The organism is Arthrobacter sp. B2060, assembly GCF_059090445.1.
Genome location: NZ_JBNHFR010000003.1, coordinates 86867 through 99467, shown reverse-complemented (window position 1 = coordinate 99467; position 12601 = coordinate 86867). Strand labels below are relative to the sequence as shown.

Below are 12601 nucleotides of genomic sequence, written 5' to 3'. Positions count from 1 at the left end.
TACTCTATAGGCGCCGCTGGCCCCTCCCGGGTTCGGACCCGTAGTGTGGCTGGGGGAATCATCGGCGCCCCTCAACCATTGAAGAGGACATGAGAACTTTTGTGCTTGGCGGAGGCTGCTTCTGGTGCCTGGACGCCGTATACCAGAAAACCATCGGCGTCAGCGAGGTGGTCTCGGGCTACACGGGCGGCCACGAACGCCACCCGGACTACTACTCCGTCTGTTCAGGCACCACGGGCCACGCGGAAGTCGTGGCAGTCACCTTCGACGAGGAGATTATCCCGTCCGAGGTCATCCTGGACATGTTCTTCGCGCTGCACGACCCCACCACGCTGAACCGCCAGGGATACGACGTCGGGACGCAGTACCGCTCGTCCATGTTCTATGAGACGACAGAGGAAAAGATCCTCTTCGAGGAAGCGATCGAACGCAACCAGGCCTTGTGGTCACGGCCGATCGTGACGGAGGTCAGCCGGCTCCCCGAGTTTTACCGGGCCGAGGAGATCCACCAGGACTATTACGCAAAGTTCCCGGAACAGGGCTACTGCCAGGTCATCATCAACCCGAAACTGGCCAAGGCGCGGAAATATTACTCTGCATGGCTTAATGCTTAGCGGCGGCGCTTACGCCCTAGTTAGGCTGACCACAGTATTCCCTCCTCAAAGATAGGCGTAAGTACATGGCACGGATCTACGACGATGTAACACAGCTTGTAGGCGGCACCCCCCTGGTCAGGCTCAACCGGCTGAGCGAGGGCCTGGGCGCCACGGTGGCCGTCAAGCTCGAGTTCTACAACCCGGCCAACAGCGTTAAGGACCGCATCGGCGTCGCCATCATCGACGCTGCCGAAAAGTCCGGCGCGCTCAAGCCCGGCGGAACCATCGTCGAGGGCACCTCCGGCAACACCGGCATCGCGCTGGCCATGGTGGGTGCGGCACGCGGCTACAAGGTCATCCTGACCATGCCGGAAACCATGTCCACGGAACGCCGTGTCATGCTGCGCGCCTTCGGTGCAGAGATCGTCCTGACCCCGGGTTCCGAGGGCATGCGCGGCGCCGTCGAGAAGGCCCAGGAAATCGTGGCCAACACCGAAAACTCCATCTGGGCCCAGCAGTTCGCCAACGAGGCCAACCCGGAGGTCCACCGCAGGACCACCGCCGAGGAAATCTGGGAAGACACCGACGGCAAGGTGGACATCTTTGTCTCCGGCATCGGCACCGGCGGAACCATCACGGGCGTCGGCCAGGTCCTTAAGGAGCGCAAGCCCGGCGTCCAGATCGTTGCCGTGGAGCCCAAGGACTCCCCCATCCTCAACGGCGGCACTCCCGGCCCCCACAAGATCCAGGGCCTCGGCGCCAACTTCATTCCGGAACTGCTCGACACCAACGTGTACGACGAGGTCTTGGACGCCACCCTTGAGGACTCCGTGGCTGTGGCCCGCGACCTGGGCATCAAGGAAGGCATCCTGGGCGGCATTTCCTCGGGTGCCATCGTGTGGGGCGCGCTGGAACTGGCCAAGCGCCCGGAGAACGCCGGCAAGCTGATCGTGGCCGTCGTGTGCGACTTCGGCGAGCGTTACATCTCCACCGTTCTCTATGACGACATCCGGGGCTAAGCCTTACCCTGCCCCTCCTCGTTTCCTGTAGAAAGATCTTTGTGGGCTTTTTCGCAAGACTTAAGGAAGACCTCGACGCCGCCCGGTCCCATGACCCGGCGGCTCGAGGTTCTTTTGAGAACTTTTTCGCCTATTCCGGGCTGCATGCCATCTGGGCACACCGGCTGACGCACAAGCTGTGGCGCAACCCGGCGCTGCGGTTCCCCGCGCGCCTGATTTCCCAGCTGGCCCGGTTCCTGACCGGCATCGAAATCCATCCGGGTGCCACGATCGGCCGGCGGTTCTTCATCGACCACGGCATGGGCGTGGTCATCGGTGAAACAGCTGAAATCGGCGAAGACGTCATGATCTACCACGGCGTGACACTCGGCGGACGCTCACTGGCAAAGGTAAAGCGGCACCCCACGATCGGGGACCGCGTGACCATCGGAGCCGGGGCCAAGATCCTCGGCCCTATCACTATCGGCCGGGACAGCGCCGTCGGCGCCAACGCCGTCGTCGTCAAAGACGCCCCGCCGGAGTCAATCGTCACGGGCGTTCCGGCCACCTGGCGCCACCGCGACGCGCAGCGGGAAACCTCCCCCGCCGTGGATCCTGCCGAGTACTACATCGAGTACCGGATCTGAGGATTCCGGGGTGCCGCCTCAGCGCGCCAGTCGTTTGAGGACACCCGTCACCGCCGCATCGAACAGTCGGTCCGGGAGGATCCGGCGCAGCATCATGATGACGGGCGCTCCCCTGCCCACCGGATAGCGCGTCTTCGGGCGTGCAGCGGTAGCGGCATGGACCACGGCGTCGGCGATGATTCCGGGATCCGTTGATGTGGCGGGCCTTCCCGTGGATGCCAGTACACCGGCCATCTCTTTCGCCTGCTCCCGGTAGGGACCGTTGCCCGAGCGGGCCAGCAGCCCTTCTGCCGCGATGCTGCCCCATTCAGTCACGGTGCTGGCAGGCTCGATGATCGCCACCTGGATCCCATGGGGCTTCAGTTCGAGCCGCAATGCATCGCTGAAGCCTTCCACGGCGAATTTGGTGGCGTGGTACCAGGTTCCCAGAGGCTCGTAGAACTTCCCTCCGATGGAGGAGATGTTGATGATCCGGCCCCGCCGTGCGGCCCGCATTCCGGGCAGGACCAGCTGGGTCATCCTCGCGAGGCCGAAGACGTTGACATCGAACTGCCTTCGTCCCTCCGCCAGCTCAACCTCTTCCAAAGCCCCGAACGCGCCATAGCCGGCGTTGTTGACCAGGACGTCTATCCGCCCGTGGGACCCGAGGACTGCGGAGACCGCGCTGCGCATGGACTCCTCGTCAGTAACGTCCAGGTGCAGGACGTTGACACCGTGTGCCTTCAGCGGCTCCATCCTGTCCACCCGCCGCGCTCCGGCGAAGACGGTGAATCCTTTATTGCTGAGCTTTTTGGCTGCCTCGAATCCGATGCCGGTGGAGGCTCCGGTGACAAACGCGACGGGCTGGGACACGCGGGACTCCTGGATCAGATACGGAAAACGGCCGGCGCCTCCCACAGTATCGGGAAGCGCCGGCCGTTTGCCGTAGCAGGCTGTTTGCCGTAGCAGGCTGTTTGCCGTACCAGACTCTGCTATCAAGCAGTGCCGGTCAGCCGGGGCTAGTGGGTGTCCACTGCCTCGATTTCAGACTTGTCCTCGCCCCACAGGGTGTGGAACGTGCCCTCGGCGTCAACACGGCCGTAGGTGTGGGCGCCGAAGAGGTCGCGCTGGCCCTGGATCACGGCGGCCGGCAGGCGCTTGCGGCGCAGGCCGTCGTAGTAGGCCAGCGAGGAGGAGAAGACCGGGACCGGGATTCCGAGCTGGACAGCCGTGGCCACAACGCGGCGCCAGGCCGGCAGGACTTCGGCGATGGCCTTGGTGAAGGCCGGGGCGAACAGCAGGTTTGCGGGCTTCTCCTCGGCGGCGTAGGCCTTGGTGATTTCCTTCAGGAGTTCTGCACGGATGATGCAGCCGCCGCGCCACAGCGACGCGATCTCATCCAGCTTCAGGTCCCAGCCGTATTCCTTGGCTGCCGAGGTCAGCATGTCCAGGCCCTGGGCGTAGGAAACAAGCTTGGAGGCGTAGAGCGCCTGGCGGACATCCTCGACGAAGGTCTCGGGGATCTCAACGTTGGCTTCCTCGCCGGCGAGGAGTTCCTGGGCCAGCTTCCGCTGGTCAGCCTGGGACGACAGGGCGCGGGCGAAGACCGACTCGGCGATGCCCGACGTCGGGGAGCCCAGCTCGAGTGCCGAGATGACGGTCCAGCGGCCGGTGCCCTTCTGGCCGGCGGCGTCCACAACGACGTCGACGAACGGTTTGCCCGTGCGGCCGTCCACATGGCCGAGGACCTCGGCGGAAATTTCGATCAGAAACGAGGCAAGCTCGCCCTTGTTCCACTCAGCGAAGATCTTGGACTGCTCCGCGGGCTCGATGCCGGCGCCCGAACGCAGCAGGTCAAATGCCTCGCCGATAACCTGCATGTCGGCGTATTCGATGCCGTTGTGGACCATCTTGACGAAGTGGCCGGCGCCGTCCGTGCCGATCCAGGCGCAGCAGGGCTGTCCCTCAACGTTGGCAGCGATCTTTTCCAGCAGCGGGCCCAGGGCGTCGTAGGACTCCTTGGAACCGCCGGGCATGATGGAGGGGCCGTTCAGGGCGCCTTCCTCACCGCCGGAGACGCCGATGCCCACGAAGTGCAGATCCTTCTTCGCCAGCGCGGCTTCGCGGCGGCGGGTGTCCTCGTAGTGGGAGTTGCCGGCATCGATGATGATGTCGCCCGCCTCCAGCAGGGGTTCGAGCTGCTCGATCACCGAGTCAACCGGCTTGCCGGCCTTGACCATGATCAGGACGCGGCGCGGCTTCTCGAGGGAGTTGACCAGCTCCTCAAGGGATTCGGTCCGGACGAAATCGCCCTCGGAGCCGTGCTTCTCGAGCAGTGCGTCGGTCTTTTCAACCGAGCGGTTGTGCAGGGCGACAGTGAAGCCGTTCCGGGCGAGGTTACGGGCCAGGTTGGCACCCATGACCGCAAGGCCGGTGACACCGATGTGTGCAGACATCAATTCTCCAATTCATTTCTGTGCAGCGTGTGCAGCGAGCGTTCCGCACGTCCTGCGGAGCGCGCTTTGGGAGGTGGCTGTGAATAAAGCATATATATTCCGGGCCGCGGGGAAAAGTGGCCTTCTCTTAATGGCAGCGGAACGCGTCACAAAGAGTCTATGACGCCGGGCAGAACGGCAGCCTGCCCCGCGGCGCCGGCCACAGGTGCCCGCCCCACTATGCTTACCAATATGTCGACCAGTCTCCATCACCGTGCCGTAGAGAATCTGGGAACCCGGATAGTGGGCGGCAGCCTTCCCGCAGGCCACATCATGCTCGCGGAACAGCTGGAGGACGAACTGAAGGTTTCCCGCTCGGTGGTTCGCGAAGCGGTGCGCGTACTGCAGTCCCTTGGACTCGTGGAAACCACCAAGCGGGTGGGCATCCGGGTACTTCCGCCCGAGCGCTGGAATCCGTTCGACCCGCTCGTGATCCGCTGGCGGCTCGCCGGCGAGGGCCGCGGCGCCCAGTTGCGCTCCCTCGCGGAGCTGCGCTCCGCCGTCGAACCCGTTGCCGCCGAACTCGCGGCCGCCAATTCCCCCGCCGAGCTCCGGCAGGAGCTGCTCGACGTAGCCCTGGCCATGCGCGACGCCGGCAAGGCCGGGGACGTACCCCGCTTCCTGGAGCTGGACATCCAGTTCCATTCCCTCCTGCTGAGCGGATCCGGCAACGAAATGTTCGCCAACCTGGTGGGACAGGTCGCCGAAACCCTGACCGGCCGCACGGTTCACGGGCTGATGCCCGACCGCCCCAGGGACCTCACACTGCAGTGGCACCTGGATGTGGCCGAGGCCATCTTCGCGGGCAACGCAGAGGAAGCCCGCGACGCCGCCAGCAGAATCATGCGGCGGACGATCTCTGAAATGGAACCGGTCTGGGTTGAGCAGCCGCGGGTTTTTGTGCCGGTGCAACGGCACCGGCACTCTGCCTAGGTCTGTGCAGGTCCCGCCGGTTCTGCAGGTCCTGCCGGCCGGAAGTCCAGGAGCACTTTTCCTGATTCGGCCGAATTGCGCGCCACACCGAAGGCTTCAAGTGCCTGTTCAACCCGGTACTCGTGCGTAATCACGGGACCGATCTCCAGCGAGCCGTCTGCCAGCGCTGCGATCACCTCGTCAATCTCGTCGTTGAACCGGAAGGACCCGAGGAGTTCGAGCTCCCGCGTGATGGCCAGCGAAACCGGAACGGGCTGCGGACCCGACGGCAACAGCCCCACCATCACCACGATGCCGCCCCGGACCGCACCCCCGATGGCGGACGCCAGGCCCTGGTGGCTGCCGGAGGACTCGATGACCACGTCCGCCTCCACAGCAGCAATGGCCTCGGTGTCGCCTGCAGGCAAGACATCCGTGGCGCCGACAGCTGCCGCGATCTCCAGCGGCTTGGCGTGCATATCCACTGCAACGATCCGGCGCGCCCCGGCCCGCTTCAAAACCGCCACAGTCAGGGCCCCTATGGGGCCGCACCCGATGACCAGGGCCGTCTTGCCGGCAACGTCGCCGGCGCGGGCGACGGCATGCCACGCGACGCTGGCCGGTTCGATCAGCGCCGCCGTCCTGAGATCGAGGTCCCCGGGAAGGACCCGGAGCATGCGGGTGGGAAGGTTCACGTATCGGCTGAAGGCTCCGTCGGTGTGAGGGAACCGCGCGGCACTGCCCAGGTAGGTACAGCCGGGCGACAGATTGGGCCGATCCTCCGGATACCTGGCGGCGCCAGGCGCGGGGGTCGCGGGGTGCACGGCCACGGCCTCGCCGAGCGCAGGTCCGCTGCCGTCTGCCGCTGCCCGGACCACGGTGCCCACCACCTCGTGGCCGAGGACCAGCGGCGCTTTGAGGACCGACTCCCCCGCCGCACCGTGAAGCCAGTAATGCAGGTCGGAGCCGCAAATGCCGCCGAAGGCCACCTCCACCACGGCCTGGTCCGCTGCCGGAGCGGCCAGTGCCACGTCGTCGAGGCGCAGGTCACCCGCGGCGTGGGCCACCACGGCCGGCGAGACCGGCGGAAGTTCCGTGCTCACCGCCACCGACGCCATCAGACCACCACCGTCATTCCGCCGTCGATGAAGATCGTCTGGCCGTTCACGAAGTCTGAACCGCTGGAGGCAAGCCAGACGGCCGGCCCGGCCAGGTCCTGGACGGTGCCCCACCGGTGCGCAGGCGTGCGCCCGAGAATCCAGGCGTTGAAGTCCTCGTCGTCCACCAGGTTCTGCGTCATCTCCGTGTGGATGTAGCCCGGGGCGATCCCGTTGATCTGCAGCCCGGATCCGGCCCATTCGGCCGTCATGGCACGGGTCAGGTTCCGCAGCCCGCCCTTGGCCGCGATGTAGGGCGCGATCGTCGGGCGGGCGAGGTCGGTCTGCACGGAGCAGATGTTGATGATCTTGCCCCGTCCCCGGGGGATCATGCGCCGGGCCGCCTCCCGGCCCACCAGGAACGCGCTCGTCAGGTCGGTGGAAAGGACCCGCTCCCAGTCGCTGACGTCCAGTTCGAGCATGGGCACCCGGTGTTGGATCCCGGCGTTGTTCACCAGGATGTCCAGGGGGCCCACGTTGGCCTCGATCCAGGCGATACCCTCCGCGGCCGCCGTATCGCTGGTGACGTCGAAGGCGCAGCTGCGGATCCGGCCTTCAGGGTAGCCGGCGGCCATGGTGTCCTCCGCGGCCTTCAGCCGGTCAGGGGTGATTCCGTTGAGCACCACGGTGGCACCGGCGTCCGCGAGGGCGCGAGCCAAGGCGTTTCCGATGCCCCGGCTGGAGCCGGTCACCAGGGCGGTGCGCCCGGTCAGGTCAAATAGTGCGCTCATGCTGTGATGGTCCCTTCGTCCGCGGCAGCCGCGGCCCTGTTGCTGAGGTTGTAAATTGTTTGCCGCACGGCCGCCAGGTCCTGGTCGCCCAGTCCCTGCCGCTTAAGTTCGGCATAGAGTTCGACGCCGGCCGCCGCCATGGGGACGGCGGCACCGGCAGCCTCGGCTGACTCGACGACGAAGGAAAGATCCTTGTGCATGAACTTGGCCGGGCCGGTAGGTGTGTAGTCCCGCTGCACGAGCCGCGGTCCGACGATGTCCAGCACCCTGCTGCCCGCCAGCCCGCCGGAGAGGACCTCGTAGAGGGCCGCCACATCCAGTCCCGAGCGCTCGGCGAGTTCGGCCGCTTCGGCGAGTGCCGCCGTCGTGGTTCCCACAATGAGCTGGTTGCATGCCTTCGCCAGCGATCCGGCGCCCAGCGGGCCCAGCAGCCGCACCGTGGTGCCCATCGCCGCCAGCAGCGGCCGCAGCCTGTTGAAGGCCGCTTCATCATCGGCCCCGGCCATGATGGCCAGGGTCCCGTCCACGGCGCCCTTGGTGCCGCCGCTCACAGGAGCGTCAACCACGAATGCGTTGCCGGCGCTCGCTTCCCGGACGCGGTCCCCGAAGCCGCGGACCCCGGAGGGTGAAACGCTGCTCATGACCACCACTGCGGTTCCGGAAGCGGGCGGAGCGTCTGCCCAGCTGGCAAGCAGCCCTGCCGCAGCCTCTTCGATGAAGCCGAGGTCCGGCAGCATGAACACGATGACGGGCTGGTCGCGGAGCGACGCCACATCATCGGCACGCGATCCGCCCAGCTCTTCGAAACCGTCGAGGGCGGAGGCCGATCGGTTCCAGGCAGTAACAGCCCAGCCCTTCCTCACGAGGTTGGCGGCCATCGGCGCACCCATGAGCCCGAGGCCCACAAACCCTGCCTTCTGTATATTCATGTGCAGAACTGCCTCACTTCGACGTGGTTAATCTTCGGAAATCTGTTCAGTATTCTAGCCGCTATTCAGTATGATGAACAGCATGACGACTCAAACCACCGTCGCAATCGCCGTCCCGCTTGAAGCAGAGCTGGTGAAGCGCATTCGCGCCGTAGACCCCTCCGTGACCGTTCTCTATGAACCCGATCTCCTGCCCCCGGAGCGCTTTCCGGCTGACCATTCCGGCGACCCGGGCTTCAAACGCACGCCCGTGCAGGAAGAGCGCTACTGGGACATGCTGGGCCAGGCACAGGTCCTGTACGGATTTCCCAACGAAAGCCCGGCAGGCCTCGCGAGAATCGCCCGCGAAAACCCGCACCTGCAGTGGATCCACGCGATGGCGGCGGGCGCCGGCGGAGCGGTCAAGGCCTCCGGCCTCGACACCGAAACGCTGAACAAGTTCCACATCACCACCTCGGCCGGGGTGCATGCCCTGCCGCTGGCCGAGTTTGCGGCGCTGGGAATCCTCAACGGCTTCAAGCGGAGCGCTGAACTCGCCCAGGACCAGGCCGCCAAGGTATGGCCGGAGCTGCGGACTCCGACGCGACTCGTCAACGGCTCAACCCTGGTGGTGGCCGGGCTCGGGGAGATCGGCCTGGAAACGGCACGCATTGCGCGGGCGCTCGGCATGAAGGTCAGCGGCACCAAGCGGAACGTGGAACCGATCGATGGAATAGAGGAAGTGGCCGGCAACGACGGGCTGCCCGCACTGCTGGCCTCGGCCGATGCCGTGGTCAACACCCTGCCGGGCACGCCGTACACGGAGAAGCTCTTCAACCGCCAGGTCTTCTCAGCCATGAAACCAGGCACCGTTTTCGTGAACGTGGGCCGCGGCACGGTGGTGGACGAGGAGGCGCTGCTGGAGGCGCTCGAGGGCGGACAGGTCTCCTACGCGTGCCTGGACGTTTTCGCCGTCGAGCCGCTTCCCCAGGACAGCCCGCTCTGGAGCCACCCCCGCGTTATGGTGTCGCCGCACACCTCTGCGCTCAGCGCCGCCGAGAACCGGCTCATCGCCGAGCGCTTCTGCGGCAACCTGCGCACATTCCTCGACGGCGGCGAACTCCCCCACCTCGTGGACACGGTGCACTTCTACTAAGGACGCGGTTCGACGGCCGGCGGGATGACTGGCCAGCGCAGGAATACCGGAGAGCCGGGAAGCCACAAGTGGCTGCTCGGCTCTTTCGCGTCCTGGTGGAGCGCGAACGGGCACTGCGGCGTCGCCGTGATTTCCTATGGTGCGAGGACCCGGCGCACGGCTTCCCTGCCAACAGGCTCCGCGGTGCTGTCTTCGCTGGCTCCGATGAGGCCTGTCTGTGGATGGTACTCCCGTGACAAAATAGGCGTTAAGCACCACCGTATCTGCGCTTGCGCTAAGGATCGGAAATGAAGAGAGAGCTGAAGGACGCCGCGAACGCGGTCGAGGATGCATCGAACTCGAGGGCTCTCGTGATAGCCGCCAGGGCAGGTTTTGCGGTCAGCGGCCTGTTGCACCTTCTGGTCGGGTTCGTCGCCATTCAGTTGGCGCTAGGCAGGGCCGGACAGGCGGGACCGGCGGATCAGGCCGGTGCAGTCGCCCAACTCGCCGCCCAGCCGCAGGGTCTGCTGCTGCTGTGGGCCGGATTCGCCGCCTGCGTTGCTCTGGCTCTCTGGCAAACCAGCAACGCTGTGTTCGATTACAGTCAGCTGGAGGCCAGGAAGAAGGTGGGAAAGAAGCTTTCCGCAGCCGGCAAGGCGGTGGTGTTCGCTGTCATCGCCCTGACGTTTGCTGCCTCCGCCAGCGGAAACAGCCAGACCAGTGGACAGTCCACCAGCGATTTCACGGTCTCCATCATCAAAGCGCCCGGGGGTACGTTCCTGCTGATCGCCATCGGGGCTGCGGTCGCCATCGCCGGCCTTGTCTTCGTGGTCCTCGGAGTCAAAGGATCGTTCAAGAAAGAACTACGGTTGCCACCCTCGGAGCCCGCCCGATCCGTCGTGACGGGGCTGGGAGTGGTCGGCTATGTAGCCGAGGGCGTCGGACTGTTTCTGGTGGGATTGCTGTTCATCATTTCCACCGTTAACGCCCACCCTCAGGAGTCCACAGGCCTGGATGGCGGGCTGAAGGCGCTGCGCGAGCAGCCGTACGGGGTTTACATGCTGACCGCCGTCGGCGCCGGCCTGATATGTTACGGGCTCTACCTGATGGTGAAGGCCAAATTCGCGCGGATGTAGGCGTCCCCGCCGAGGCGGCCAGCTCCTGCTCCGGGCGAGCGGCGGCTCTACCGCGAGGGCAGCCGGCCAAGCGTGCGCGGCCAGGCGCAGGGCAGGGCGGCGAGAAGGTCAGCAAACACGTGAGCAGCTTCCCGGACCCGTTCCTGCGAACCCTCACGAACAGTCCGGAAGTCAGCAGCCCCACGCACACGTTACTCGACGCGGTTCACGCCGTCCCATCCCCGCTGCCTCATCCGCCGGCCGGCAACCATGGACAGCGCACCACACACCACCCCGATGACAACGGCGGATACCCCACCGATGAACCATCCACCCTGCCCGAAGATCATCATCACAACACCGAGGAAACACAGACCTTTGGCAGCGATGTCCAGATACAAAGGACCCTTCAGGTACTCCATGCATCCACGGTAAACCCGCGACCCTGCCACACAACCCTGCCCCACGCATTCCCGTCCCGCCCCAGTGCAATAAGCCACCTGCGCCTGAAGCGCGAACGGACACTTGCGGCCCCGCCGAGGGGCACAAGTGTCCGTTCGCGCTTTGCTGCGGAGTGCTAGCTCGCGTCCTCGATCAGCACGAGGTCACGCCCGTTGGTTTCCGGCGTGAAGAAGGTGGTGATGAAGGAGATCAGCGCCAGCACGAAGGAATAGATCGCCAGGACGAGCCAGGAGTATCCGGAGGCGGCGAGCAGTGCCGCGCCGACCAAAGGCACGAGGCCGCCGGCGAGCACTGCGGAGAGTTCGCGGCTCATGGCGACTCCCGTGAAGCGGTACTGGGAGCCGAACAGTTCGGGCAGGAGCGGGCACTGCGGGCCCAGCATGGACTGCACGCCGAGGGCGATGCCCACCACCATGACCGCCCAGACGAGTGTGGGATTGCCCAGCGTAACGAGGTAGAACGCCGGGAAGGCAATCAATGCCTGGAAGAGGGCCCCGTAGCGGTAGACGGGGACGCGTCCAAAGCGGTCGGACAGCGCGCCGAAGGTGATCACCATGACGGCGGCGAAGCCGGCAGCGATGAGCAGGCCCACGGGGCCGATGAATTTGTCGCCGGGGAAGATGCCGGCCGGAGCCGCCAGGAAGGCTACCAGGAGCGCGGAGTAGATGGAGGAGTTGCCGTTTTCGCCCATGCGCAGGCCGATGCCCACCAGGACGTTCTTCTTGGAGTGCTTCCAGAGTTCGCCTACCGGGTTCTTCACAACGTTCTTGTGCTTCTCCAGCTCCTGGAACACCGGGGTTTCCTTGAGTTTCAGCCGGATGAAGACGGCCACCGCAATCAGCAGAATGCTCGCGAGGAAGGGAACGCGCCAGAGCCAGCCCTCCAGGACCTCTTTATCGGCCATTGCGATCAGCGCAAAGGTGCCGGCCCCGAGGAGGGTGCCCAGCTGGATTCCCACGAAGGGAAGGGAAGCGAAGAACCCGCGACGGCGGCGCGGCGCGACTTCGGAGATCAGCGTCGTCGCGCCGGCCTGCTCCGCTCCCGCGCCGAGGCCCTGGACAATGCGGAGGATGACCAGCAGCACGGCACCGAGCATGCCCGCCTGCTCGAATGTCGGCAGCAGACCGATGGCAAAACTTGCCGTTCCCATCAGGCCGATGGTCAGGATCAGCACCATTTTCCGGCCGAAGCGGTCCCCGATGTAGCCAAAGACGACGCCGCCGAACGGCCGGGCCGCGAAGCCGACGCCGTACGTGGCGAAGGAGGCGATCAGTGCACCCTCTTCGCCCAGCGGCTTGAAAAACAGCGGCCCGAAGATCAGTGCCGAAGCGAGACCGTAAATATAGAAGTCGTAGTACTCCAGAGCGGAGCCTACGGAACTGGCAAGAGTCGCCTTACGCAGCTGGTCCGGTTCGACGACGGCGCCGTCCGCATCAGCCAGCTGTATATCAGTACGAGTTGTCACA

Annotated in this window: 13 protein-coding genes; 6 read left to right on the top strand and 7 right to left on the bottom strand. The window is 65.5% G+C overall.

What is annotated here, in order from left to right:
* Positions 1-89: 89 nt before the first annotated feature.
* From msrA to epsC, 3 genes are all read left to right on the top strand, one after another.
* Positions 90-614, top strand: a complete 525-nt coding sequence (gene msrA, locus AC5RUM_RS07220; protein ID WP_494034305.1) for a peptide-methionine (S)-S-oxide reductase MsrA — start codon at positions 90-92, stop codon at positions 612-614.
* A 65-nt stretch (positions 615-679) separates the two neighbouring features.
* Positions 680-1615, top strand: a complete 936-nt coding sequence (cysK, locus tag AC5RUM_RS07215) for a cysteine synthase A (protein ID WP_494034304.1) — start codon at positions 680-682, stop codon at positions 1613-1615.
* Positions 1616-1656: 41 nt separating this feature from the next.
* Positions 1657-2241: a serine O-acetyltransferase EpsC gene (gene epsC / locus AC5RUM_RS07210; protein ID WP_494034303.1), complete on the top strand. Its 585-nt coding sequence runs from the start codon at positions 1657-1659 to the stop codon at positions 2239-2241.
* 18 nt (positions 2242-2259) lie between these two features.
* Here epsC and AC5RUM_RS07205 read toward each other — a convergent pair whose 3' ends face one another.
* The gene (locus tag AC5RUM_RS07205; RefSeq protein ID WP_494034302.1) at positions 2260-3093 is read right to left on the bottom strand and encodes an oxidoreductase; all 834 of its coding nucleotides are present in this window, start codon (positions 3091-3093) and stop codon (positions 2260-2262) included.
* 146 nt (positions 3094-3239) lie between these two features.
* Positions 3240-4676, bottom strand: coding sequence for an NADP-dependent phosphogluconate dehydrogenase (gene gnd / locus AC5RUM_RS07200; protein ID WP_494034301.1), 1437 nt, complete (start codon positions 4674-4676; stop codon positions 3240-3242).
* A gap of 231 nt (positions 4677-4907) precedes the next feature.
* On the opposite strand from gnd, the gene AC5RUM_RS07195 reads away from it, so the two are divergent.
* On the top strand, positions 4908-5648 hold the full coding sequence (locus AC5RUM_RS07195; protein ID WP_400575672.1) for a FadR/GntR family transcriptional regulator: 741 nt from the start codon (positions 4908-4910) through the stop codon (positions 5646-5648).
* Here the strand turns inward: AC5RUM_RS07195 and AC5RUM_RS07190 are convergent.
* Genes AC5RUM_RS07190 through AC5RUM_RS07180 form a run of 3 tightly spaced genes read right to left on the bottom strand, consistent with a single transcriptional unit; the run spans position 5645 to position 8444 of the window.
* The gene (locus tag AC5RUM_RS07190) at positions 5645-6745 is read right to left on the bottom strand and encodes an L-idonate 5-dehydrogenase (protein ID WP_494034300.1); all 1101 of its coding nucleotides are present in this window, start codon (positions 6743-6745) and stop codon (positions 5645-5647) included. The genes AC5RUM_RS07195 and AC5RUM_RS07190 overlap by 4 nt on opposite strands.
* Complete coding sequence (locus tag AC5RUM_RS07185; protein WP_494034299.1) at positions 6745-7515, bottom strand: SDR family oxidoreductase; 771 nt, start codon at positions 7513-7515, stop codon at positions 6745-6747. The genes AC5RUM_RS07190 and AC5RUM_RS07185 overlap by 1 nt, the downstream gene beginning before the upstream one ends.
* Positions 7512-8444 carry an NAD(P)-dependent oxidoreductase gene (locus AC5RUM_RS07180; protein WP_494034298.1) on the bottom strand — a complete coding sequence of 311 codons (933 nt, stop codon included), beginning with the start codon at positions 8442-8444 and terminating at the stop codon, positions 7512-7514. The genes AC5RUM_RS07185 and AC5RUM_RS07180 overlap by 4 nt, the downstream gene beginning before the upstream one ends.
* A gap of 70 nt (positions 8445-8514) precedes the next feature.
* Between AC5RUM_RS07180 and AC5RUM_RS07175 the strand changes: the two genes are divergently transcribed.
* Complete coding sequence (locus AC5RUM_RS07175; protein ID WP_494034297.1) at positions 8515-9579, top strand: D-2-hydroxyacid dehydrogenase; 1065 nt, start codon at positions 8515-8517, stop codon at positions 9577-9579.
* A gap of 287 nt (positions 9580-9866) precedes the next feature.
* Positions 9867-10694 carry a DUF1206 domain-containing protein gene (locus AC5RUM_RS07170; protein ID WP_494034296.1) on the top strand — a complete coding sequence of 276 codons (828 nt, stop codon included), beginning with the start codon at positions 9867-9869 and terminating at the stop codon, positions 10692-10694.
* 191 nt (positions 10695-10885) lie between these two features.
* Here the strand turns inward: AC5RUM_RS07170 and AC5RUM_RS07165 are convergent, their stop codons facing one another.
* Both AC5RUM_RS07165 and AC5RUM_RS07160 read right to left on the bottom strand, forming a co-directional pair.
* Entirely contained in the window at positions 10886-11095 is a 210-nt protein-coding gene (locus tag AC5RUM_RS07165; RefSeq protein ID WP_494034295.1) for a hypothetical protein, read from the bottom strand.
* A 155-nt stretch (positions 11096-11250) separates the two neighbouring features.
* Entirely contained in the window at positions 11251-12600 is a 1350-nt protein-coding gene (locus AC5RUM_RS07160) for an MFS transporter (protein ID WP_494034294.1), read from the bottom strand.
* Position 12601: the final 1 nt, after the last annotated feature.

Bases quoted from the DNA above. Each gene is read 5' to 3' on its own strand.
- AC5RUM_RS07175 (WP_494034297.1), top strand. From the start codon at position 8,515: ATGATGAACAGCATGACGACTCAAACCACCGTCGCAATCGCCGTCCCG.
- AC5RUM_RS07195 (WP_400575672.1), top strand. From the start codon at position 4,908: ATGTCGACCAGTCTCCATCACCGTGCCGTAGAGAATCTGGGAACCCGG.
- msrA (WP_494034305.1), top strand. From the start codon at position 90: ATGAGAACTTTTGTGCTTGGCGGAGGCTGCTTCTGGTGCCTGGACGCC.
- AC5RUM_RS07170 (WP_494034296.1), top strand. From the start codon at position 9,867: ATGAAGAGAGAGCTGAAGGACGCCGCGAACGCGGTCGAGGATGCATCG.
- AC5RUM_RS07180 (WP_494034298.1), bottom strand. From the start codon at position 8,444: ATGAATATACAGAAGGCAGGGTTTGTGGGCCTCGGGCTCATGGGTGCG.
- cysK (WP_494034304.1), top strand. From the start codon at position 680: ATGGCACGGATCTACGACGATGTAACACAGCTTGTAGGCGGCACCCCC.
- AC5RUM_RS07165 (WP_494034295.1), bottom strand. From the start codon at position 11,095: ATGGAGTACCTGAAGGGTCCTTTGTATCTGGACATCGCTGCCAAAGGT.
- AC5RUM_RS07185 (WP_494034299.1), bottom strand. From the start codon at position 7,515: ATGAGCGCACTATTTGACCTGACCGGGCGCACCGCCCTGGTGACCGGC.
- AC5RUM_RS07190 (WP_494034300.1), bottom strand. From the start codon at position 6,745: ATGGCGTCGGTGGCGGTGAGCACGGAACTTCCGCCGGTCTCGCCGGCC.
- gnd (WP_494034301.1), bottom strand. From the start codon at position 4,676: ATGTCTGCACACATCGGTGTCACCGGCCTTGCGGTCATGGGTGCCAAC.